This window comes from candidate division KSB1 bacterium (assembly GCA_034506395.1).
Taxonomy (GTDB): domain Bacteria; phylum Zhuqueibacterota; class Zhuqueibacteria; order Thermofontimicrobiales; family Thermofontimicrobiaceae; genus Thermofontimicrobium.
On record JAPDPQ010000013.1, the window covers coordinates 104,011 to 128,315 of the forward strand.

The 24,305-nt window shown below is 49.1% G+C and carries 19 protein-coding genes; 18 read left to right on the forward strand and 1 reads right to left on the reverse strand.

The window, feature by feature from the left end:
• Positions 1-39: 39 nt before the first annotated feature.
• From ONB37_10515 to ONB37_10600, 18 genes are all read left to right on the forward strand, one after another.
• Positions 40-2,304, forward strand: a complete 2,265-nt coding sequence (locus tag ONB37_10515; GenBank protein ID MDZ7400586.1) for a right-handed parallel beta-helix repeat-containing protein — start codon at positions 40-42, stop codon at positions 2,302-2,304.
• A gap of 190 nt (positions 2,305-2,494) precedes the next feature.
• The gene (locus ONB37_10520; protein MDZ7400587.1) at positions 2,495-3,682 is read left to right on the forward strand and encodes a glycoside hydrolase; all 1,188 of its coding nucleotides are present in this window, start codon (positions 2,495-2,497) and stop codon (positions 3,680-3,682) included.
• Between the two features lie 85 nt (positions 3,683-3,767).
• Positions 3,768-4,514 carry an HAD family phosphatase gene (locus tag ONB37_10525; protein ID MDZ7400588.1) on the forward strand — a complete coding sequence of 249 codons (747 nt, stop codon included), beginning with the start codon at positions 3,768-3,770 and terminating at the stop codon, positions 4,512-4,514.
• A gap of 144 nt (positions 4,515-4,658) precedes the next feature.
• Entirely contained in the window at positions 4,659-4,994 is a 336-nt protein-coding gene (locus ONB37_10530) for a cupin domain-containing protein (GenBank protein ID MDZ7400589.1), read from the forward strand.
• Between the two features lie 286 nt (positions 4,995-5,280).
• A complete protein-coding gene (locus tag ONB37_10535) occupies positions 5,281-6,720 on the forward strand; it encodes a transglutaminase domain-containing protein (GenBank protein MDZ7400590.1) in 1,440 nt (479 codons plus the stop codon).
• A 116-nt stretch (positions 6,721-6,836) separates the two neighbouring features.
• Complete coding sequence (locus tag ONB37_10540) at positions 6,837-7,610, forward strand: AMP nucleosidase (GenBank protein ID MDZ7400591.1); 774 nt, start codon at positions 6,837-6,839, stop codon at positions 7,608-7,610.
• A gap of 64 nt (positions 7,611-7,674) precedes the next feature.
• Complete coding sequence (locus ONB37_10545) at positions 7,675-8,613, forward strand: hypothetical protein (GenBank protein ID MDZ7400592.1); 939 nt, start codon at positions 7,675-7,677, stop codon at positions 8,611-8,613.
• A 111-nt stretch (positions 8,614-8,724) separates the two neighbouring features.
• A complete protein-coding gene (locus ONB37_10550) occupies positions 8,725-9,135 on the forward strand; it encodes a DUF2752 domain-containing protein (GenBank protein MDZ7400593.1) in 411 nt (136 codons plus the stop codon).
• Positions 9,136-9,319: 184 nt separating this feature from the next.
• Positions 9,320-10,603, forward strand: coding sequence for an aminotransferase class V-fold PLP-dependent enzyme (locus tag ONB37_10555; protein ID MDZ7400594.1), 1,284 nt, complete (start codon positions 9,320-9,322; stop codon positions 10,601-10,603).
• 130 nt (positions 10,604-10,733) lie between these two features.
• Positions 10,734-11,465 carry a PrsW family glutamic-type intramembrane protease gene (locus ONB37_10560; protein MDZ7400595.1) on the forward strand — a complete coding sequence of 244 codons (732 nt, stop codon included), beginning with the start codon at positions 10,734-10,736 and terminating at the stop codon, positions 11,463-11,465.
• A 185-nt stretch (positions 11,466-11,650) separates the two neighbouring features.
• Positions 11,651-12,622, forward strand: a complete 972-nt coding sequence (locus ONB37_10565; protein ID MDZ7400596.1) for an MlaD family protein — start codon at positions 11,651-11,653, stop codon at positions 12,620-12,622.
• Positions 12,619-13,281, forward strand: coding sequence for a PqiC family protein (locus ONB37_10570; GenBank protein ID MDZ7400597.1), 663 nt, complete (start codon positions 12,619-12,621; stop codon positions 13,279-13,281). Before ONB37_10565 ends, ONB37_10570 begins: the two co-directional genes overlap by 4 nt.
• Before the next feature lie 22 nt (positions 13,282-13,303).
• Positions 13,304-14,842: a hypothetical protein gene (locus tag ONB37_10575; GenBank protein ID MDZ7400598.1), complete on the forward strand. Its 1,539-nt coding sequence runs from the start codon at positions 13,304-13,306 to the stop codon at positions 14,840-14,842.
• 3 nt (positions 14,843-14,845) lie between these two features.
• Positions 14,846-15,940 (forward strand): MlaE family lipid ABC transporter permease subunit, encoded by a 1,095-nt coding sequence (locus tag ONB37_10580; GenBank protein ID MDZ7400599.1) that lies wholly within the window; start codon positions 14,846-14,848, stop codon positions 15,938-15,940.
• A gap of 66 nt (positions 15,941-16,006) precedes the next feature.
• Positions 16,007-16,735, forward strand: coding sequence for an ATP-binding cassette domain-containing protein (locus ONB37_10585; protein MDZ7400600.1), 729 nt, complete (start codon positions 16,007-16,009; stop codon positions 16,733-16,735).
• Positions 16,736-17,062: 327 nt separating this feature from the next.
• Positions 17,063-17,701: a transcriptional repressor LexA gene (gene lexA / locus ONB37_10590; GenBank protein ID MDZ7400601.1), complete on the forward strand. Its 639-nt coding sequence runs from the start codon at positions 17,063-17,065 to the stop codon at positions 17,699-17,701.
• A gap of 231 nt (positions 17,702-17,932) precedes the next feature.
• Positions 17,933-19,222, forward strand: coding sequence for a DNA polymerase IV (locus ONB37_10595; GenBank protein MDZ7400602.1), 1,290 nt, complete (start codon positions 17,933-17,935; stop codon positions 19,220-19,222).
• 394 nt (positions 19,223-19,616) lie between these two features.
• Positions 19,617-22,595, forward strand: a complete 2,979-nt coding sequence (locus ONB37_10600; GenBank protein ID MDZ7400603.1) for a DNA polymerase III subunit alpha — start codon at positions 19,617-19,619, stop codon at positions 22,593-22,595.
• A 262-nt stretch (positions 22,596-22,857) separates the two neighbouring features.
• Here ONB37_10600 and ONB37_10605 read toward each other — a convergent pair whose 3' ends face one another.
• Positions 22,858-24,189, reverse strand: a complete 1,332-nt coding sequence (locus ONB37_10605) for a UDP-glucose/GDP-mannose dehydrogenase family protein (protein MDZ7400604.1) — start codon at positions 24,187-24,189, stop codon at positions 22,858-22,860.
• Between the last annotated feature and the right edge of the window lie 116 nt (positions 24,190-24,305).

Sequence of the window (24,305 nt, forward strand, 5' to 3'; positions counted from 1 at the left end):
TTTACAGAAATCTGCAACTTATCATTTTAGGGAGAATCGATGTTAAGAATTCCTCGTCTCATGCTTCTTACTCTAATCTTGCTCGTATTCTGTCATCATCAAACTACCCATCAAATAATCTTTTATGTCTCCCCCGTTGGCAACGATTCTTGGACTGGCACCTTAAAAGAGCCAAACGATGATCATAGCGACGGGCCATTTGCGACTTTTTCCCGAGCCATTGCAGCCATCCAAGAGGCGCAGCAAACCAATACCGCGGCGAGACGTGTCGTCATGATTCGGGCTGGTCAATACCTGTTATCAGAACCAATTTATTTGAATGGGATCAACAATTGTCTCTGGCGCGCCTATCACGATGAACATGTGGCGCTCATCGGTGCGCAAAGGATCAGCCAATTTGAGCCGATTGGTGATGAGACGATTTTGTCAAGGATCGCGCCCGAGCTTCGGGACAAAATCCTGAAATGCGATCTCAAAGCTGTTGGCATCGAAAATTACGGCGAGATCAGCCAACGCGGCAGACCTGGGCTGGAGCTCTTTTTCAACGGCAAACGAATGACGCTTGCCCGCTATCCAAATGACGCATGGCTTCATATCGCTGATGTCCCGCAATTCGGCGAAAAACTGTTGAACGAAGGGCTGGAACGGGAGAAACGATACGATGGCGTTCCAGTGGGAAGACATTACGGTCGGATCAAATACGATGGGGAGCGACCATCTCGCTGGTCAACCCAGAATCAAATTTATCTTCATGGCTATTGGACCTGGGACTGGAATGATTCATATCAAAAAGTTCAGTCCATTGATCTGGATCGACGGGAAATCACCCTGGCAGAGCCTCATCACAATTACGGCTACACCAAAAATCAGCGCTATTATTTTCTGAATATCCTCGAGGAATTGGATCGACCCGGAGAATGGGTGCTTGATCGGGAACGCGGCTGGCTATTTTTCTATCCACCCATGCCGATCGACCAGGGAGAGGCATTTGTATCGCTATTGGACCAACCGCTAATGGTGCTGGAAAATTGTCATAATGTTTCGATCCAATCCCTTCATCTGGAAATGTCCCGTGGAAGTGGCGTGGTGATCGATAAGGGGAGCAATAATTTGATCGCTGGGTGCACGTTTCGGAATCTCGGCGATTACGCGGTACTTATCAATGGAGGCACCCACAACGGCATTACGAGTTGCGATCTTTATGATTTAGCCCTTGGGGGCATAGTGCTGCGCGGTGGTAACCAGATGGATCTGACACCTGGGAACAACTTTGCGATCAATAACCACATCCATGATTGGAGCACTTATGTGCGAACTTATCAGGTGGCCGTGGAATTACATGGGGTAGGTAATCGGGTCGCCCACAATCTCATGCACGACGCCCCGCATAGCGCGATATTCACCCGGGGCAGTGAGCATTTAATCGAATTCAATGAGATTTTCAATGTTTGCAATGAAACTGGCGATGCGGGTGCAATTTACACAGGACGAAACTATGCCTGGCGGGGAAATATCTGGCGTTACAACTACATTCATCATCTCAAAGGCCCGGGCCTTCACGGTTGTACTGCCCTTTATTTGGACGATTTTGCCTCAGCACATACCCTTTACGGCAACATCTGTTACAAATCTGGTCGTGGCGTGCTGCTCGGTGGTGGCCGGGACAATCTGGTCGAAAACAACATCTTTATTAGCTGCGCCCCTTCCATCGTACAGGATGCTCGAGGACTGTCTTGGGCCACGAATTACTTCGACGGCACCTATCCTGTCCTGAAAGATTCCCTCGAAGCAGTAAACTTCCGAGAACCGCCATATAGCGAAAAATATCCCGAGTTGTTGACGCTTTATGACGACGAACCAGCAGTGCCGAAGAACAATAAAATCCTTCGCAATATCTCTTGCTGCGGTCGATTCATCGAACGATATGATTATTTCGCTTATGATCCTTCGGTGGTCACAATAAAGGATAATGTGATCGCCGATTCAATCATCTACAAGCGAATAAAGGAGCCGCCCGCTGGCTGGGAACCATATTACTTAAATTTGGACACTGAGGCGAATTATCGCTACTTCAAAAGGGATCAAGCCGATCAGGTTGGGGACCTTCAAGGCAATTTGATTATCAATAGCGATCCAGGTTTTAAAAATATCAAACAGGCAGATTTTCGATTAAAGCCGTCTTCTCCAGCATTTAAGCTCGGATTTAAGGAAATCCCCATCGAAAAAATCGGGTTGTTTCGAGATGAATATCGGAGAGAACTTCATAAAAGATTGGATTCGTACTCAAGACGCAATAAACAGTAAACAGTGATCAGTAATCAGTAATCAGTAATCAGTAATCAGATAATAGGGGTCAGTGCTCAGAGATAGTATCATTAGCATTGAATTGCTGGATCAACATGCGGGTTTAAGTTTGGGCGGACTTCATCAGCGCAGGGAGTTTGATTGAAATCGCGGGGATGAAGCCGTTCGCTCATTTCTGGAAAGGATCCGGATGAACAGGATCAAAATCGTCTTCCTCTTGTCGATCACCATATGGATCGCCTGGCAGTCGCATTCTGAACCGCCAAATTTGGTGATCAAACATATCGAGATTTATGTTGCACCCCAGGAATATTGCGCCTGGCCAGCCATGATCAGAGCGAGCAATGGGGACATTCTGGTGTTCTTTTGCGTCACCGAAGAGCACCTTGCACCGAACGGCAAGATCGTATTGGTTCGCTCATCCGATAATGGCAGAACATGGGGTGCTCCAGAATTGGTTTTCGAAAGCCCGATCGATGATCGCGATGCCGGGGTCACGCTTCTGAGAGATGGCCGGATTGTCACGCATTTTTGGTCCACGCACTGGAGCTGCGAAGATTATCTGAAGCTCCCACCCGATGCCTATCCCAAAGCGGTCATCGATCGCTGGTGCGATGAAGTGAATCAGCCCAGATATGCTGAGGCGAAAGGGTGGCAGGGTGGTTGGACCCTCGTCAGCCAGGATCATGGGAGGACATGGAGCGCGCCGCTTCCGGGTAAAGATTCGATCCATGGCGGGATCCAGCTCCAAGACGGTAGCCTGTTGCTCGCCGCCTATCGGCTGGATGAAGGCCAGATCGGCGTTTATGTTGCGCCATCGCCAGCACAGCTATGGGAGAGGGTTGCTGTTGTGCGTTCCCCCGTTCCTGATAGCGTGCGATTTGCTGAGCCGCATGTCGTTCAGCTCGCTTCGGGTCGAATTGTGATGATGATACGCGGCGAAGGCATCCCTTATCAAAAGCACGACCCACGCAATTTTCTCTGGGTCACTTATTCGGACGATCTGGGTCGAACCTGGGTCAAACCAATCCAAACGCCGCTCTGGGGATATCCTCCGCACCTCTTACAATTATCCGATGGACGGGTAGTTTGCGCCTATGGCTACCGTCGGCCGCCTTATGGACAGCGGGCTTGTGTGAGCGATGATGGCATTACTTGGCAAAAACAAAGGGAAATCGTGCTCCGAGATGATGCACTCAGTGATGATCTGGGCTATCCGGTCTCGGTGGAATTGGAACCAGGGGTTGTGCTTACGGCTTATTACCAAATCGATCCAAAAGTGGACCGACAACACCATGGCCCACCAGATCCGCAGCGACATCGGCCAGACATTCTTGGCACCATCTGGCACGTACCCGACCATCCATCGGTTCATTAGGCGGGATTCCATTGGCTATTCAGTCAAAAATCAAAAACACTGCATTTTGGGAAAAAATAATTATCCCACTTGGTAAAAATCGACTATGGAACAAGCGGATTTAAAAAATTGGGCGTTTGCTGCTATTTTCGATATGGACGGAGTAATCGTTGATAGCAATCCAACGCATAAGATTGCTCTGCGCCAATTTTGTGAGCAGCACGGCTACTTTTTAACGGATGAGGAATTGAAAACGAAGGTGTATGGTCGAGCCAATAAGAATTGGTTGCCCGAGATTTTCGGGGATCGTTTAACCCCGGGGCAATATAAAAAACTGGCAGATGAAAAAGAGGCATTATTCAGGGAATTATATGCACCAATCATCCAGCCGCTCCCAGGCCTCATCGCATTTCTTGAAATGTTGCAGCAGAACCAGATACCGATGGCGCTGGCGTCCTCGGCTCCTCCTAAAAACGTGCAATTCACGCTGGAAAAGACCGGGACGAACAAGTACTTCTCCATCGTTTTCGATGAAACTTCGATCCAACAGGGCAAGCCAGACCCTGAGATCTACTTGAAAACGGCTGAGCGATTGGGTATGCCAACCCATCGGTGTGTGGTGTTCGAGGATTCCCTGGCTGGTATCGAAGCAGCAAGACGCGCGGGCTGCCGCGTCATTGGCCTCACCACAACACATCCACGGTCAGAATTACACGGAACAGACTTGGTGATTGACAATTTCGAGGGCTTGGATTTGCCTGCACTCACCGCTTGTTTTGAAAATCTGGGCTCAAAAACTGAATTCACAAATCAACGAACATCTTTATCCTCAGCGAAAAAGATGCTTTCTTAGCGATGCCCATCTCAGGATCATTGAAGCAATCGAATCTCTTCAACAATGATCCAATATGAAAATCATGCAGGTTCAATTTAGAAAATCAAGTCGAAAATCTGGATTCATCGATAATCATAAAATCATATGATCGAAAGGAAGAACATGAAGACACATATTCGCAATCATGAGGTACCAGTTGAAGAAGTGCTCCCTGGAATGCGGCGCCAAATTTTGGGCTACGATACGGATCTCATGCTGGTCAGAGTGACGTTTGATCGAGACGTGATTGCTCCCTGGCATAGCCATCCCCATCAGCAGGTCTCCTATATCGAAAGTGGAGCTTTTGAGGTCGAAATCGGCGATCAGAAAGAGCTGTTGCGAGCTGGCGATAGCTTTGTCATCCCCTCTCATATTGGTCACAGCGCGAAGTGCATCGAGCCCGGGGTAATCATCGATACATTTTCTCCTGCGAGAGAGGATTTTTTGAAGAAAAGCTGATTGAATCAGCCGTTAGATGGATTTTTGCATGATCTATTTGGCAAGGAAATCGCTTTTGCGAAATGAAGCCCTGTCAAGAAAAAATATTGCTTTTGATGAAATTTTCTTCTATATTGACAGCGCCAATAACAAAAATGGCTTGCCTGCCATTGACAGATAGATTGCGGATTAACGATAAAAAAGAATTTCACTATCAGGATCTGCTGGCTATTAGTGGCCCAAATAAAGTTTCGGTTCAATCGCAAACCGATAAAAAGGTGCACAAATCGATTTCGGAGGGGAAATCATGTCGAGACGATCGCTGACGTTGGGGCTCATTGGCGTTTGCCTGATCTTTTGGTTCAGCGGAATTTATGCTCAGCTTCCAGATAAGTTTCAACGGCTCATTGAACAGGGGGAATTTGACGCCGCACAGCAATTGATGCGGTTGGAGTTGGCGAACAATTTGAACCTGGGGCCGCTCCAAAGGTTAGCCATCGCTTTTGAGATCGAGCGCCTGGATCGAATTCGAAAAGATTTTACAAAGACACAAAAGGAAGTCATCTTAGAAATTCAGCGCTATGTTCCCAATGTAAAGGAATCCGATCTGCTGCGATGGGAGCAAGAACGATCGCTGGAATTTCGGATCATCGATGGCAATAAGCGATATTTCAACAATGCCGTGCCCAATCTATTCCGCATTGATAAAAACCTGAAAGAGATCAAGCGGAAGCAGGATGGGACTCCAGCGCCCCGACGCTACAATCGGCTGGAAGATGTGAGAAATATCATCCAGACATCGCTGCGGACAGGCAAAAAATACGTTAATCCAGTACGCGCGCGCGTGACGTATACGCTAACGCTGAATAAGAATGCAGTTCCTGAGGGGAAAGTGGTTCGTTGCTGGTTGCCCTTCCCAAGGGAGATCCCAGGCCGGCAGACCGATGTGAAATTGATATCCTGCTTTCCCGAACAAAATATCGTCGCGCCGAATGATGGCTATTTGCAGCGAACAATCTACTTAGAACAACCATCGGCTGGGGCGAATGAAACCAAATTTCAGGTGGTCTTTGAATTCACCAATTACGCCGTCTATCAACCGATCGATCCGAAGCAAGTTAGGCAAGCGCCGCTAACTCCGGAATTAGCACCTTATCTTTCTGAGCGGCCGCCCCACATCGTTTTCTCAGAAGATCTAAAGCAGCTATCTCGACAAATCGTGGGCAACGAGACCAATCCTTATTTCATCGCCCGAAGAATTTTCAAATATATTCATGACAACATCCCCTGGGCGTCGGCTCGAGAGTACTCCACGCTGGAAAATATTTCTGAGTATGTCTATCAGAATCGTCATTGCGATTGTGGGATGCATCAGATCTTTTTTATGACGCTCTGTCGCATGAACGGCATTCCCACCCGATGGCAATCGGGCTGGACCACCGATCTAGATTACCACGGCATGCATGATTGGGGTGAGATCTATTTTGAGCCCTATGGCTGGCTGCCAGTTGATTCCGATGTGGGGCTGCTGGACTCCAGCAACGAGTCAGAACGATGGTTCTATCTGGGAGGTATGGACGCCTATCGGCTCATCATTAACGATGATTATGCGCAACATCTTTACCCAGCCAAGATCCATTTTCGCTCTGAGACATTGGACTTTCAACGCGGTGAGGTGGAATGGGAAGGTGGCAACCTCTATTTCGATCAGTGGGACTGGGATTATGAGGTCGAATTGCTTCAATAGAACGGATTGGAAGTTGCAAGCGTTAATATAGCTTGGCGCTGTCTACCAGTAATGGGTTTTGACTTTTTTATCGGTGAATCGCTATGATAATTTTATGCATTGCTTGATCAAACATCATGATAGATCGCATCGAAATTGCTAAAAATTGGCTTCCTCGCTATACCGGGATGCCATTAAATCAGTTTGGCGAATACATTCTGCTGACAAACTTTAGCTATTACATCAAAAACTTTGCCGAGAAATTCCATTGTGATATCTATGGTGAAAATAAGCCGATGCAAGCGGCCACCAATAGCAGTGGACTGACCATTATCAATTTTGGGATCGGTTCGGCCAATGCAGCAACGATTATGGACCTATTAGTTGCGGTGCGGCCGAAGGGGGTATTGTTCCTTGGCAAATGCGGCGGCCTGAAAAAGTCGACCGAGCTAGGGCATTTCATTTTACCCATCGCTGCCATTCGTGGGGAAGGGACAAGCCTCGACTATTTTCCTCCAGAAGTGCCCGCGCTCCCATCGTTTAAACTTCATAAATTCGTCTCAGAAAAAATTATTAGCCATGGTTATGAATATCGCACTGGAGTGGTCTATACCACCAATCGCCGCGTCTGGGAACACGATCTGGAATTTCATAAGCGACTGAAGCAAATGACCTGCATAGCGATCGACATGGAAACTGCTACCATCTTCATCGTGGGACATCACAATGAGATCTCTCGGGGCGCACTTCTGTTGGTATCCGATGTGCCAATCACACCAGAGGGAGTGAAAACCGAAGAATCGGATCAAAAGGTTACTGAACGATGGTCACGGGTTCATCTGGAGATCGGTATCGAAGCCATGACTGAAATCGGCGAAAAAGGCGAGCCGATCAAACATTTTCGTTATTGATCCGTACCTTATAGCAGACCAATTGATACTGGCGATCATGATCGCGCTATACGACGGAGGCGGTATGACAATTCAATATTTGGCACCATTCTCTCGGGCCTGGGAGCGGATGGTCAGCGCCCTGTTCCGACCCTTTGATCTGGGCAAATGGCTAACGGTGGGATTCACTGCTTTCTTGGCTGAATTGATGGGCAACCAAGGAGGCGCAAGTGGCAGGTTTCCCACTGGCAGACGGATTTATGGGGACAGCGACCTTGACGAGTTATTTGATTTTCCCAGTATTGCATGGCATTGGTTGCAAGATCACCCCGACTGGCTGATGCTTAGCATTTTTGCTCTGGGCGCAATCATCGCCTTGGTCATTGTATTCACCTGGCTCAGCTCGCGAGGCAAGTTCATGTTTTTGGATAATGTGGTCCATAATCGCTCGAAAGTGACGCAGCCATGGCACGAATTCAAAGAGCAGGCTAACTCGCTGTTCGTCTGGCGCATCGGTTTCGGGCTGGTCGTATTTGTAACGGGTCTTTTATTCGTCATCCAGGCGTTTATCATCGCCAAAGATATTTACTTCCGCGGCTTTGAATTAGAATTCCTCGGCCCAATCATCGGCATGGCGGTGTTGATCCTCTTGGTTGCTGTGGTGGCCGGCTACATTTTGGCATTCCTGAACAATTTCGTTATCCCCATTATGTATAAAAATCGCATCCAAACCAATTCAGCATGGCGGATCTTTCTCTCCTTTTTTTCAAAATATTGGGGAAATTTTGTATTGTTTGGAATCGTTCTGTTCCTGCTTCGTATTGCTGCTGTTATTGTCGTGTTCACGGCAGGCTTACTGAGCTGCTGCATTGGCTTGGTGTTGATCGTTATCCCTTATGTCGGTTCGGTGATCCTATTACCGATCTCTTACACGTTCCGGGGCTTTGGGCCCGAATTCCTGGCGCAATTCGGAGAGCAGCTTGACATCTTCCCATGCAAAATGGATGCAACTGCCGCGAGTTGACGAAATCAAAATTAAGAGCGCCAGAGAACCGATCTTTTCATTTAAGAGCAGGAATCAGTTCGGATGCACAACGGCGTAAAAAAGATCATACCGTCAAGAAAACGAACCATAATGCCCCCCCGAGCGGACAAGCGGCTTACCGCATCGCAATTGCTCAATAGGGCGTTGATCTGTACCTGCCTTGGGTTAATTCTCTTGGTATCGCTGGTGTGGAATCCAGGAGAAACCCGCTTGTTCTCCTGCTATTTTCGCGAGCTCACTGGGTATCCATGTCCAAGCTGTGGATTGACGCGGTCGTTTCACGCCATAGCGCATCTTGAATTTCAGCAAGCTGTGAAATTCCACCCCATGGGGCTGATCCTTTATGCCACCTTGCTGCTATTTCTATTCATCACCCTGATGGAAATTATTTTGAAAAGAGCGATTCGCGTTGTCATGCCAGTTTGGATGAAAATAACAGCTTTTGGTGGAGTGTTTGCTTTTTGGGCAGTCTGGTGGATCATCGAGATATTTCGTTCATAGAGTGAAACCCGAGACCGGGAGGACCGATCTTTGGCTCCCAAATTTTGCAACCTAATAGTTCTTCGAACGGATAGCAATTTCATTAATTCGATCTGGATCGTTACAAGGTAGCTTTCGTCATTGCTTCCTGTGCAACGATTATCAGACAGCAAACGATCTCATTTTCGAGCAAAGAGGAATCTCAATGGCAGAATTAGACCTCGACTTTGTGCGGCGACAATTTCCCTCCTTCCAGCATCCTGAAACCAGCCAATGGATCTATGCCGAAAACGCTGGGGGCACCTATGTTCCGAGATCAGTAATTGATCGTCTGTCCCAATTCATGATCGAATCAAAAGTGCAGCCATACGGACAATATCTCATGTCGAAAAAGGCGACAGAAGCGATCGAGCAAGGCACGGTGAAAATGGCTGAATTGATCAATGCCGATCCAGCGGAAGTGGTGATTGGACATTGTACGACTATGAATTTCACCATGCTGGCCCACGCGCTGCGAAACTGGTTTCAGCCTGGAGACGAAGTGATTGTCACGGATCAAGAGCACGAGGCGAATTCCACCCCTTGGCGACGATTAGCCCAATCCGGAGTGAACATCGTTGAATGGAAAATGAATCCTCGGACTTCGGAATTGGAGTTGGATGAATTGGCAAGATTGCTATCGCATAAGACCAAATTGGTCTGCGTGAATCACAGTTCCAACGTTGTCGGCTCGGTAAATGATATTGCGACCATTGCGGCGCTGGTTCACGACCATGGTGGACTGATTTTGGTCGATGGCGTTTCTTATGCGCCCCACCATGCTGTAGATGTGAAAGCCTTAGGGGTCGATTTTTACGGTTTGAGTCTCTACAAAGTATTCGGTCCGCATCTGGGATTGCTGTTCGTGAAAAAGGACCATCACGGGTTGCTCTCCAACCAATCGCTGGAGTTTCAGCCGCAACAATATGCCAAAATGACCGCTCCTGGTGCTCCCAATTATTTGCGCATCGCGCTGAATCCAGGGGGAGTCAATCATGAAGAGGGGGCTTGCGTGGCCGGCATTACCGATTATTTCGATGCGATCTATCAGCATCATTATCTTTATCCAGAACCGGACCAGTTTGCAAGAGTCAAAAAGGTTTTTGAACTCATCGAAGCTCATGAGAGCCATCTATCAAGCATATTTCTGGACTTTGTAAAATCACATTCGCAGATCAAATTGATCGGAAAAACCGAGGCTGATACGACCAAGCGGCAACCGACCTTTTCGTTCACCATATCGGGTTCGCGGTCCAATCGCGATTGGGTAGCGGAGTTCGCAAATCAGAAAATCGCCATCCAGAGCGGCTGTTTTTATGCCTGGCGTTGTATCAAGGCATTGGGTCTCAAAACAGAGAGTGGAGTTATTCGCGTCAGCTTAGTGCATTATAACACTGAACAAGAAGTGACCGCTTTATGCTCCAGCTTCGAGAAAATAATTAATCGATAAGTGGTCTTCCATTTTGTTGTTGAAAGCAAATTTTGATTGTTAGGCGATTAGCAGAGATGCTCTTCATTTTACAATCTGATTGATGCCTTGAATATGTCCAATCAATTAACATTTGAGGCCAAGGAGACCAATGCGGATATTCATTTTATTGGTGTTGGCGATCGCTCCTTCTATTGTTTTAGTCTATTATTTCTATCAGCAGGATAAAAAAAAGCCGGAACCAAAACGGCTAATATTAAAAATATTCGGCCTGGGCTTTGCATTTACTTTGCCAGCGATATTGATTGAGATGCAGTTTGATCGGCTGTTCCGAATGGTGGCGTATGGGACATGGGTTCATGACTTGCTCAAAGCTTTTATTGTTGCGGCATTAGTTGAAGAAGTGCTAAAATTATTGGTGGTGCTACGTTTCGCTTATCGGCATGTCGATTTTGATGAAGTGATGGATGGCATCGTCTATGCTGTAGTTGCAAGCCTGGGTTTTGCCTGTCTGGAAAATGTCATTTATGCGATGGAATGCGGCCTGGGGATCATCATGGTCCGTGGGATTACCGCCGTTCCCATGCATGCCGTAGCTTCGGGCATGATGGGATATTACATCGGCAAGGCAAAATTTTCCCTCACGAGTTCGAAGGCAAAAAGGTTGATTGGCAAAGGCCTTTGCATGGCGATTTTATTTCATGGTGTTTATGATCTTTTTATCTTTGCTTCGCCCAGAATTGGCAATGCTCTGGCTTTGGGGGTTTTTCCATGGATTCTCATCGTTTTTGTTAAACTGAAACAGAAAATTAAATTTGCCATTAGCGAAGATTTTCATGCTGGTCGACATTCTAATTCACCTGCTATATCGCAGAATTCTTGATCCTCTGTCTATCGGACTGAATCCATTCGTCTTGTCACTTATTCTCAGCTATTTCGTCGTAGATCTATCCCAAAAGAGCAGGGCCGATCGAAACAACTGCTTGACATTGTACCGCAAAGTTTGTATATTTAGCGAAATTTGCCATAAGCACCAATGCCAATTTTCTCCAACTCAGGATAACGACCATGGTCTCTCGATCTCAGAAAATCCGGCTGGGTGTTTTTTTAGCCCTATCATTGACCGTTCTCATCAGCGCAATTGCCATTATCACTGGCAGTCGCTTGCTAAAAAAACGGGCGGTCTATTATATTCGCTTTAAAGAGATGTCGCTCACGGGACTGGAAATCGGATCGCCAGTCAAATATCGGGGATTGCGGATCGGCCGCATCGATGACATGTATATCGATCCGGAGGATGTCACGTCCATCATCGTGAAGATCTCCATCGATCCCAAAACGCCGATCAAAGAGGATAACGAGGCGGTGATCGATTATCTCAGCATTGCTGCTGGCCTGAAAATGATTGAAATCCAGGGCGGCAGCAACGAATCAAAACGCCTGCCGCCCAACTCATTTATCAAAGCTGGGCAATCGCTGGTGGACACCATCACTGGCAAAGCAGAGGTGATTACCGAAAAACTGGAGCTGATCCTGAATAACCTTGCGGAACTGACCGGGCCAAAGCATCAGCGGCAATTCATTCAATTGATCGAAAGCACCAGTGGTACTATGACCAGCATCAAGACATTATTGGACACCAATCGGGTGAACATCCATCATACGCTTGAAAATTTGGCACAAATTACCCGATCGCTGGACACGCTGATGGTGACCTCCAACCTAGTGCTAAATGATATTCAACGCATCACTGGCTCTCCCCAATTGCAGACCACAATGGCAAACGTGGAGAAGATCTCCACCGAGCTGGAACAGGCAGATCTGGGGGACCTGATCAAAAAATTAGCTGCCGCGGTGGAACAAACTAATCGGACCTTCACCCATCTGGATCTGACCCTACTGAAAAGCCGACATGATATCCTCAGTTCGACTGAGATCCTTCGGGAAAGCCTGGAGTACTTCAACGAGTTTACCCGGCTGATCAGTGAAAACCCATCGCTCTTACTGAGAAGCTCACAACGAGGAGAGATCCGAGAATGATGCCTCTGAACCGACCGCTACGAATTTTTCACCTATTTGGACTTCTCCTATTTGGTGCCGCAAGTTTCATCCTTCAGTCCTGCGCCACCAAAACGATTCAGCCTAGATATTACATCTTGGATTACCAGCCGGTGCTGCGCGATAGCAGCCTGATGGTCCCACAACCCTTTCCTTACAAAGTTCAGGTGCAAACCATGAAGATACCCCGCACCTTTGATCGGGTGAGCATTGTGGTACGCTATTCTGCCCATCGGCTCGACTATTATCGTTATAATCTCTGGGCAATTCGCCCGCAAATTATCATTTCCGATCTTATTGCCGATCACATCGCCAAATTCAACATCTTCAGGAAATGTCAGCGCGAGTTTCTTGAAGAACGCCCAGATTTTGAGATCGTGGGCACGATTATGGCGATCGAAAAATTTGAGCATCCCCAATACACCGCTGCGCATCTGGCCCTGAAACTCTATCTCAGAACTTTTGATGGCTATGAAAACCTGCTGGTTCATGAATTCGATCGTATCGAGGAAATGCCCGTGTTTCAAATGGAACTCTTCGCTCAAAAACTGAGCGACATTTTGGAAGAGGAAGTGAACAATTTTATCCGAAAAATCATTGCCTATTTCAATCAATCATATCCCGCACCAAAAGACCATTAACACCTTAGATTGGCTTGAACCAATGAAGATCTTACAATCCGTAGCTATGGCCCTGTTGATCATGGGCACCACCATCCCAATGGCAGGGCAACAAGTCCGACAATACAATTGGATCGCTCCGCCACCGAAAGTCCAACTGGACATGGAGGCCTTGGATAGTATCAAGGGGCTGGGACGGCTGTTCCTACCCGCAATGACCCATCCCGATTTTGAACCGGTCTATACCGTCTCGAAGGATGACTCGACGATTGCGGAGCAAAAGATGGGGCGCAGTGTCTGGTTGCGACCCGGAAGGTATACTGTCACCTTGGGCTCTGGAAGCCTAAATCAGTTAATCAAAAAAATGATTGACATCGAGGCAGAGGAGACCCGAATTATCGAACCGGATTGGAGTGGCCTCACGATTCGAATCATCGATGAGACGCGTGAGTGGCTCAAGGAACCCTATGAATTGTATCGGTTGCCGGAGGGCGAGTCCTTTGGCATCGGCTATGGCGCCGATGAGCAATTGGGCGAAAAGCTGGTCACCTGGATTTTGAAACCGGGCCTCTATAAAATTGTCAAATTGGGCTCGCACGTCAATACCTATGTCAATTTTGCGACGGTGCGGCTTTTGCCCGGGGAGCTCACGCAATATACCATTGTATTGGACAGCGACACGAAAAATTTTCTGGGCGCTGGAATTTTAGAGTTGGGAGTGGGAAGCCATAAGATCAAGAATTGGTCGCTGTTCAGCGCTCTTTACGGGAGCTTCACGCTGAATCGCGCTAATGATGTCACCTCAAAAGAAAAACGAACCTCTATGGCGTTTGTCGCGCAGTTTGATTATCATATCAAATATAATACGCCACGACATTACTTCTTGGCCCAGGGACTTGTGGAAGAGGGCTGGAACATGCAGCGCCAGCAAAGTAGCTTTCGCAGTTACTTGGATAATGTCAGGCTCAAAAACATCTATGTGTTCTATTTCGTCAGTTGGCTGGGATGTTATGGCCGATTGTTCCTAGAGACTGATCTCTTTCGAACCACAATTTACTATGACGAGCCCAAGACCATCCGCCTTTATGATGAACAAGGCAAGCTGGAGCAGACCCAATCGAATGTAAAGAAATTTGTTGCCTCCCCCAACTTTTCGCCACTCATCCTAAAAGAGGGTTTTGGTATCAATTTGCGAATGATGAAATCGCTGCGCGCCAATTTTAATGTCCGCGCTGGCATGGGCTATCGACAGAACGTCAACTGGAAACTCTATGTGGAAGACGAGCAAGACCCGACCCAATTTTATCGCAAGGCCTCTTCCTATCTGCAGGGACCTGAGGCGGCGTTTATCGGCAACGTGCGTTTATTTCGAAATATGATGATCACCTCGGAGCTTGACGTGCTATTCCCTTCTGGGACAAATAAGAATCTCGTTTACGATTGGGAAAACAATTTCAATTTGCGGTTGTCAAAGAACATTTCGGTTGATTACACAGTGCGGCTCAAGCGAGATCAATCGATTGTGCCTTATCTTCAAACCGAGCAAATTTTACTGCTGCGATATTCATATATTTTGCTTTAGAGTATGGCATCCATCATAATGCAGGACGATACGATTTTTATTTCAGGTGAACTGACGCTGGGAGCGATTCGGCCGGTTTGGGAGCAGTTATCGCGCCTGCTTTCCTCGGCTCGGGGCCGGCCTCTCACCATTGACTGCGCTGGCATTACGGATATCGATAGCGCTGGTGTGGCTTTATTGGATGAAATTTCCCTGCGCTATGGCAGTAGCGCAAAGCCGATCCACTTCGTCCAGATTCCCGACTCAGTGCGCCAGGCCTGGGAGACCTTTTCCACTGCAGGTCTTTCGGCCGAACCGCCTATCTCCCGTGCCGGATTTTTCGAGTCGCTGGGCGATGCGATGATCCGATTCAAAAACAATTTCATGATGCTGCTCTACCTTATCGCTGATATTTTTTACTGGAGCGCGGTAGGACTGGTTCAGCGCAAGGGGCAACGTCGCGGATCGTTCGTCCAGCAAAGCGTGGTCATTGGCGTCAATGCGTTGCTCATCGTGGGCCTGATCTCGTTTCTCATCGGACTGGTGCTGGCGCTCCAATCCGCTGCCCAGTTGCGCCAGTTCGGGGCCAACATTTTTGTGGCCGATCTGATCGGCATCGCGATGCTGAGAGAGATGGGGCCGATCATGACCGCCATCGTGGTCGCCGGGCGGAGCGGCTCTGCCATTGCCTCCGAGATCGCCACCATGGTGGTCACTGAGGAGATCGATGCCCTGAAAACCATGTCGCTCAACCCGATCCGGTATGTGGTCGTCCCCAAATTCCATGGTATCACGCTCACCATGCCCCTGCTCACGATTCTCTCAGATTTGATCGGCATTTTGGGCGGCTTCGTGATCGGGATCACCTATCTGCAATTGAGCGCCACTGCATTTTTCAATGAATTAGTGACCGTTCTATTCATGAAGGACCTGATGACTGGCTTGGTAAAAAGCATCGTTTTTGCCTGGATCATTATCATCGTGGCATGCTACTCTGGTTTAAGGGTCACTGGTGGTTCTGAGGGCGTTGGCAAGGCCACCACGGCTTCGGTTGTGGCCTCGATTTTCTTCGTCATTATGGCCGACTCGATCTTGGGACTGATCTTTTATTTTGAATGACGAGAATCAATTCTCGGATTGCCAGTTGCTCACTCTCATCGAAACGCAGTATGGAATCAGAACAATATGTCAGCAATGATTGAAATCAGAAATTTAATTGCCCAATATAACGATGAAGTCATCTTGGATGATATTTCGATTGACATCTTTTCCAATGAAATCACCGTCATTTTGGGCCGAAGTGGTTGCGGCAAAACCACGCTGCTGAAGAATATCATCCGATTGTATGAACCTACCGCTGGCGCAGTGAAAATCATGGGCCAGGATATTACCCGAATGGATGAGACTGAATTCAACACCGTGCTGCGCCAAATTGGGGTATTATTTCAAAATGGAGCGCTCTTGAACTCGTTGACCGTCGCAGAAAATGTTGCGATCCCGTTAGAACAACATACCAACCTTCCGGCAGTGCTGATCCGTCGTCTGGTTCGCGAAAAGCTTCATCTGGTGGAGCTGGATCATGCCCTGAACTTGCTACCCTCCCAACTGTCCGGAGGCATGCGGAAGCGAGCAGCGCTGGCCCGCGCCATCGCGCTGGACCCCGCGATTCTCTTCGCCGATGAACCCACTGCCGGGCTCGATCCGGTCACCGCTGCCGCTCTGGACAAGCTGCTGCTGAAGCTGCGCGATATCTTGGGCATGACATTGGTGATCGTCACCCATGAATTGGAGAGCATCCATCGGATCGCGGATCGGGTCGTGTTTATGGAACACGGAAGGGTTTTGTTCCAGGGCAAGCTGCAGGCCGCCAAACGTTCCCCCATCACCGCGATCCAGCGGTTCTTTAATCCATAATGGGAAGTTCAATCAACCGAAATCCTCGCTATGCAATCCCTCTCCAATCATCCCATATTCCCCGACTCATGATTGCCTCTGATCCTCCTGTGGCAATCGATTGCTTTTGAATCTGGCCAAATAACTGCTCTTCTCCTTTTATTCGCATCAATTGATTTTCCCGAGCGTTTTTGGATCCCCATCCGCGTCGCGCTCATTCATGAAAAAAAATCTTTACCCAATGAATTTTTTGCTTGACTTTTTTCGGATAAAATTGTATATTTGTACTGTACAAAAGTTAACCTAATATTTGTTAACTTATAAAAAGTTAAGTAAAAGGTTGGAGCTATGAAGAAGTTGACCAAGAAACAGCACTGGGTGCTTCAGGCGATCACCCGCAAAATCAATCGGAATGGGGTGCCGCCCACGCTGGAGGAGTTGCGGGAGGATTTGGGGATGAGTTCTAAAAATGCAGTGCTCAGCCATTTGGAGGCATTGGTGAAAAAGGGCTACATTGAACGATCGAGCAAGGCGCGGAGCATCCGTGTCCTGAAACGCGTCGGCCCGGAGGGAGGCATGACCCGTCAATCGGAATCGGGCCACGAGATCGGGCTTCCTTTGATCGGTATCGTTACCGCAGGAACGCCAGTGTTAGCTGAGGAGAACATTGAACGATTCATTTACGTGCCCAATTATCTGGTTCAGAGCAAGCAGCCCTGTTTTGCGCTCCGCGTTCGCGGGGATAGTATGATCAACGCCGGGATTCATGATGGCGATCTGGTTATTGTCCAATCCACCCAATCGGCCAACAACGGCGATATCGTGGTAGCCCTGATCGGCAATGAGGTGACGGTGAAGCGTTTGGTGGTCAAGGAAAACCAGCGCTATCTGAAAGCGGAAAATCCAAACTACTCCGATATTCACCCAGACCAGCCCTGGTCGCTTCAGGGTAAAGTGCTGGCATTAATTCGGGAACGGGTTCACTAATACTGGTGGATTGAGCAGGGCGCAGGCGGGAGGCGAATGAGCCTCTGCGCCCAGCGCATCACGCGCCACCTAACAATGAGGGCCAACGAAGTTTCCTCGTTCAATGCATCCATTGTTTCGCCAGTGGGCAGGTGCAAGAGGGGCCGTGTCAGGATCATTCATCTCCAGCCGGGCAGGTTTGGCTGGCAGCCAGATGGTTGGCAATCCTGATCCTGGAGCGAGGGAACTTTCATGGATTGGTTTTTCAGAATAGTAGACTTTATCGAATCCTGGTTGCATATCATGATTCCCATCACGCCTGAGACAAGCGGGAATAGTCGTGAGATTGGGCGCTTCTGGGATAAACATCTGATGGAGCGAGAAGCAATGGAGCGTCACATCATTTATCTGGAGGTGGATTCGTTCCCCATCACAGTGGAGCGGATTCTTGAGCCGAAATTGCGCCAGCGGCCGGTGGTGGTCGCCAATCCGGCTTTGGCCCGAGCTGTGGTGCAAGTGAGCTCGCCCGAGGCGCAACAGGCTGGCATCCATCGCGGGATGCTGGTGCACCAGGCCCGGCGGCTGTGTCGTGATTTGGTGGTGATCCCACCCAATGAGCCGTTGTACAGCCGGGCCATGCAAGCCATTATCAAGCTGATGGGCCAGTTCTCGCCGGTGATCGAGCCGGTGCACTACGGTCGGCTCTATTTGGATATCAGTGGAACGAGGCGGCTGTTCGGCTTGCCCCGGGATGCCGCCGCTAAAATCCAGCGGGAGGTGCTATCACAATTGCTGTTGCCGACCAGCTTGGGTATTGCCAGCAATAAACTGGTCAGCAACATGGCGTCTCGGGTGATTCGGCCGATCGGGATTCAGGAGGTGCAACACGGCTCAGAGCCCCATTTCATCAGTCCCTTGCCGGTGGGCTATTTGCCGGGATTTGCCCCAGCCATCAAGGCGCAACTGTTGGAGTTGAACCTTCGGCTGATCAAACATGTGGCGGAGCTGTCACTGCCGCACCTGACCATGGTTTTTGGACGAACTGGATTGAAATTGTACCATGCCTCCCATGGCATCGATCCGACCCCGGTGTTTCCCCCGCAGCAGGTGCCCAATATTTACGAGCAGACGACCCTCCCAGAAGACAGCAATGACCTGCAGCACCTGCGCGGGACGCTCTATCAACTGATCGAAAAAATCGGGCGGCGCTTGCGGCAGTCGGGCCAGGCATCACGACAGATGATTCTGGAAATCTATTACTCTGATCATCGGGAGGCGATGGCGCAGAAGCGGCTCCCCCACCCGAGTAACCTGGACCAACAACTGTTTTCGGTGGCGGAACAATTGCTCCATACCATTTTGACCCGGCGCATTCGCGTCAGAAGTTTGGCGATCCGCTGCTTCCAGTTGATGCCCGCCCCCAGACAATTGTCCCTGTTCGACCAGCCATCGGACGATCAGAGCCAGAACCTCATCCGGACCATCGATCATATCCGGCAAAAATTCGGTCCAGACTCCCTGAAATTCGCGCGGGCGAATTAGTACATTAAAGGATCGTTGCCGCCGACCATCACCTGGGGACACAGACGCTATTCAGCAAGCAAGTTGATATTGTCACATAGAGTTCTGCAAAGTAACAAAAACGAGTCATTGGGAGGATCCCTCCGCCAGCCGGCCATTCGCGTCAACCGAAGTGGACAATGGCATTCTGAGCGATCCATCCTCCATCCGGCGGATGGAGAGCGGAGAATGACAATTTTTCCCAATCGAGTCGCGTCGGTTGATGCCAAAGGTCAGTTGACGCAGCCTCAGAATGACCTCGTTTCGCTAGTCAATCGCCTTGTTGAGATGCGCACGGCCGCTTGGCGGGTCGACAGGACAAATTTTTCTATTTTGCAGGAACCGAATTGCCTCAATCCAAGGGAGTGATGAAACCATGTTTGTACACCTCCACACCCATAGCCATTTTTCATTTGGCCGCGGGGCGAACTCCATCGAAGAGCTCTGTGCCGCGGTGAAGCGACGTGGGATGGACCGGCTGGCCCTCACCGATACCAATGGTCTCTATGGCCTGATCTGGTTTTTGCAAATTGCTCGGGAGGTGGGCATTCGGCCTATCATCGGCGCCGAGGTCGTCTCCAACAATCTGCGGATCATTCTATTGGTCAAAGAACCGATCGGCTATCGCAATCTATGTCGCATCCTGTCCCTGCGCCATCTCGATCGAAATTTTTCCCTGCTGGAGGCGCTGCTCCGCTATTCGGCTGGGTTATTCATGATCACGGATTCAACCCCATTGCTGAACGCTTTGAAGAACAAAGTTTCGCCACAAAACTTGTTTGTCGAGCTGCAACCCAATCCCCGACGCCGGGCGCTGCTCCAGTATGCCCGAAGCTCGGGCATTCCCCCGGTCGCTACAAATGGGGTCTACTTCATCAATCGAGACGATTTTTTCATTCATCGGCTGCTTCGGGCGATCGATTGCAATACCACTCTTTCGCGGTTGGACGAACGCGAACTGGCGTCTTCGGATGCCTGGCTCAAAGACCCCAGACAGATGGCCCAAGCCTTCCCCGATTGCCCCGAGGCCATCGCCAATACGGAACGCATCGCTGACCAATGCATGCATGAACTCGACTTGGGCGGCCCCATTTTTCCTGATTTTCAACCTCCCACTGGTGAACCGGCGTTCGATTATCTGCGCCGGCTGTGCTATGAAGGGGCGAAAAAACGCTATGGCACGATCACTCCACAGGTCCAAGAGCGGATGGAATACGAGTTGAACATCATCCAGCACAAGGGGTTTGCCCCCTACTTTTTAGTGGTACACGATATCGTCCAGCAATCGCGCCGGACCTGTGGCCGGGGGTCGGCGGCCGCCAGCATCGTGTCCTATTGCCTGGAAATCACCCATGTGGACCCCATCGCCCATGATCTATTCTTCGAGCGCTTTTTGAATATGAAACGCAAAGACCCACCCGACATCGATGTCGATTTCCCGTGGGATGAACGGGATCAAATTCTCGATTACATCTTTCGGAAGTACGGCGAAGAACACACTGCTATGATCGCCAATCATGTCGGGTACAAAGCCCGCGCAGCCGTCCGAGAGGTCGCCAAAGTGTACGGCTTGCCCGAGGCGGAGATCAACGCAGTCACGAAAAAATTATCGGGCTACTGGGAGGTAGAAGGTATCCAGGATATCATCGAGGCGCACCCAGCGTATCGCTATCATCAATTCAAACCGCCCTGGCCCGAGATCCTCTCGCTGGCCGAGAAACTCCAGGGCTGCCCCCGCAACCTGTCGATCCATTGCGGCGGTGTGGTAATCACCCCAAAACCGATCGATCATTACGTCCCCAGACAACGCGCACCCAAGGGGATCAATATCATTCAGTGGGAGAAGGACCAGGCTGAGGACGCGGGACTGGTGAAAATCGACATCCTGGGTAACCGCTCGCTCTCTGTCATTCGGGACGCGCTCCAAGCCATCAAACGGAACTACGGCGTGGAGATCCAGTATGAGCAATGGAACCCCATCCACGATCCTGCGACTCAGGAGCTGATCCGCAATGGCGATACCATCGGCGTGTTTTATGTGGAATCCCCGGCCATGCGCCTGTTGCAAAAGAAGGCGCGCACTGGTGATTTCGAGCATTTGGTCATTCATAGCTCCATCATTCGCCCAGCAGCGAACGATTACATCCGGGAATATTTGAAACGCCTCCACGGACAACCCTACGAGCCGTTGCATCCGCTGCTGGGCGAAATTTTAAAAGAGACCTACGGCATCATGTGCTATCAAGAGGATGTATCCAAGGTCGCCATGGCGCTGGCCGATTTCGATGCGGCCGAAGCCGATGACTTGCGTCGAATTCTTTCGAAAAAGCGCATCACAAAGCGGTTAGAGAATTTTAAACAGAAATTTTATCAGGGGGCACTGAACAAGGGCGTGACACCAGAGACCATCGATCGGATCTGGGACATGATCCTGAGCTTCAGCGGCTATAGCTTTTGCAAGCCCCATTCGGCTTCGTTCGCCATGGTCTCTTACCAGTCCTGTTATCTGCGAGCGCATTACCCGGCCGAGTTCATGGCCGCCGTCATCAGCAACCAAGGCGGCTATTATTCAACCTTCGCCTATATTTCCGAAGCGAGACGCATGGGATTAACGGTGTTGCTGCCCGATATCAATAAGAGTGAATGGCACTATACGGGTAAGGACAATACCATCCGCGTCGGATTGATGCAATTGAAGGGCATCCAGCGCAAATCGGTCGATCAACTGTTAGCCGAACGTCATCAGCATGGACCATTTCGCAGTTTTGACGACTTCCTTTCGCGCGTCACTATCGACCCCAATGACATCAAAATCCTGATCAAAGCCGGGCTATTCGATGAACTCGAGCCGAACCGAACTCGTCCAGAGCTGATCTGGCGGCTGATGTTTTGGAATCATCAAAACGCCAATCACGCTCGCCGAACCAGTATCCTATTTCACGAGCCTCCTCCACCAGTCCCTCCAGCGGAGAATTATGACCTGAAAACCCAGTTGCAGCATGAAATCGAAACGCTTGGGATGCTCATCAGTCGCCACCCGCTCACCCTCTACAAAGATCGCCTCAAAAAATTCTCCTATATTTTGGCCCGAGACCTCAAGTTGTTCGTCGGCAAAAATGTCACTACCATCGGCTGGTTGGTCACCCAAAAGATGACTCGAACCAAAAAGAACGAACTCATGGAGTTCATCAGCTTCGAAGATACCACAGCTATCTATGAAACGGTGTTCTTCCCCGATACTTACCGTCAGTTCTCGTATATGCTCAGCCACTCCCGACCCTACGTCCTTAAAGGCAAAGTTGAAGAAGAGTTCGGTGCGGTGACATTGAATGTATCGGAAATCAGATTTCTTTAAATCTGTTCTAGATCAGAGGCTTTATATAAATTGACCAAATTTTCGGTTTTGAGTTTTGGTTCCCCACAGTAATCGAATTACCGATAAAGCGCTTGCGCCTACGGATGGACGAGTCTTTTTTGTCTCATGTTCATGAAGCAAGAAAGAAACCTGCATTCTCAAATATGCAAATCAAAAGCCCTGGCATCCTTTCTCAGGAATACCAGGGCCTTCAGTTTTTTGCTTAAAGGATTTTGGGGTGATTCAAAATTCAGGCATTGGATCAACGAATGGCTGCGGTATTCACCCCAACACAAAAATATTTGAAGCCTAATTGTTTCAGCTCTTGGGCATCATAAATGTTTCGTCCATCGAAAATCACTCGCTGTCTCATCAGCTTGGCCATGACTTTGAAGTTTGGATAACGAAACTCGCGCCATTCCGTCACCAGCATAAGACAATCGGCGTCGATCAATGCCTCGTACTGGTCGTTTGCATATTCGATTTTATCTCCTAAAATTCTTCGTGCCTCGGCCATGGCTTGCGGATCGTAGCTCTTTACCGTACAGCCGGCGTTCAGCAATTTATCGATCACCACCAGCGACGGTGCTTCGCGCATGTCATCAGTTTCTGGTTTAAACGACAACCCCCAAATGGCCACGATTTTGCCTTTCAGATCATCGTGAAAAAAGCGACGCATTTTTTCAAATAGGAGCGACTTCTGTTGTTCATTGACGGCTTCAACAGCCTTTAAGATACGCATTTCGTAATTATGCTGGCGCGCGGTATTGATTAACGCCTTAACGTCCTTAGGAAAACAAGAGCCGCCATAACCGATCCCTGGGTAGATGAATTTCGCTCCAATCCGTGGGTCACTGCCGATTCCCAAACGCACCAGGTTCACATCCGCACCAACAATCTCACACAGATTGGCGATCTCATTCATAAAGCTGATGCGGGTTGCCAGCATGGCATTGGCGGCGTACTTGGTCATTTCTGCTGAAGGAATGTTCATGAAAATAATGGGATGACCGTTCAGCAGAAACGTTTTATAGAGCCGCTTCATAATTTTTTCCGCCCGCTTCGATTCGACACCGATAACAATGCGATCTGGCTTGAGAAAATCGTTGATCGCTGCCCCTTCTTTCAAGAATTCTGGATTAGACACCACATCAAATGCAATGGACACCCCGCGCCGATCCAATTCTTGCTGAACCGCTTGACGCACTCTTTCTGCGGTCCCCACTGGGACGGTGCTCTTGGTCACGACTACCAAGTAATCCTCCATATACTTGCCGATATCTGACGCCACCGCAAGCACATGTTTCAAATCGGCGCTGCCGTCTTCATCTGGCGGTGTTCCGACTGCGATGAACACTACCTCACAATCCTTCAAACTGGCAGCAAGATCGGTGGTGAAATTCAAGCGGCCTTTGCTGGTGACTCGCGCCAACATTTCCTCTAGCCCCGGCTCATAAATTGGCACGATCCCTTTCTTCAATTTCTCGATCTTCTCTTGATCAATGTCCACACATGTCACATCGATCCCCGTCTCGGCAAAACAGGTTCCAGTAACTAAGCCAACATAGCCAGTTCCAACAACTGATATTTTCACTCCTACCTCCTTAAATTTTTCCGATCATTCTTTTGAAAAGGCTTCTATCACTTAACATTTTTATTTATTTTGCCCATTGATAATGACCAGCTCACAGGGTGCAATAAATTATTCTA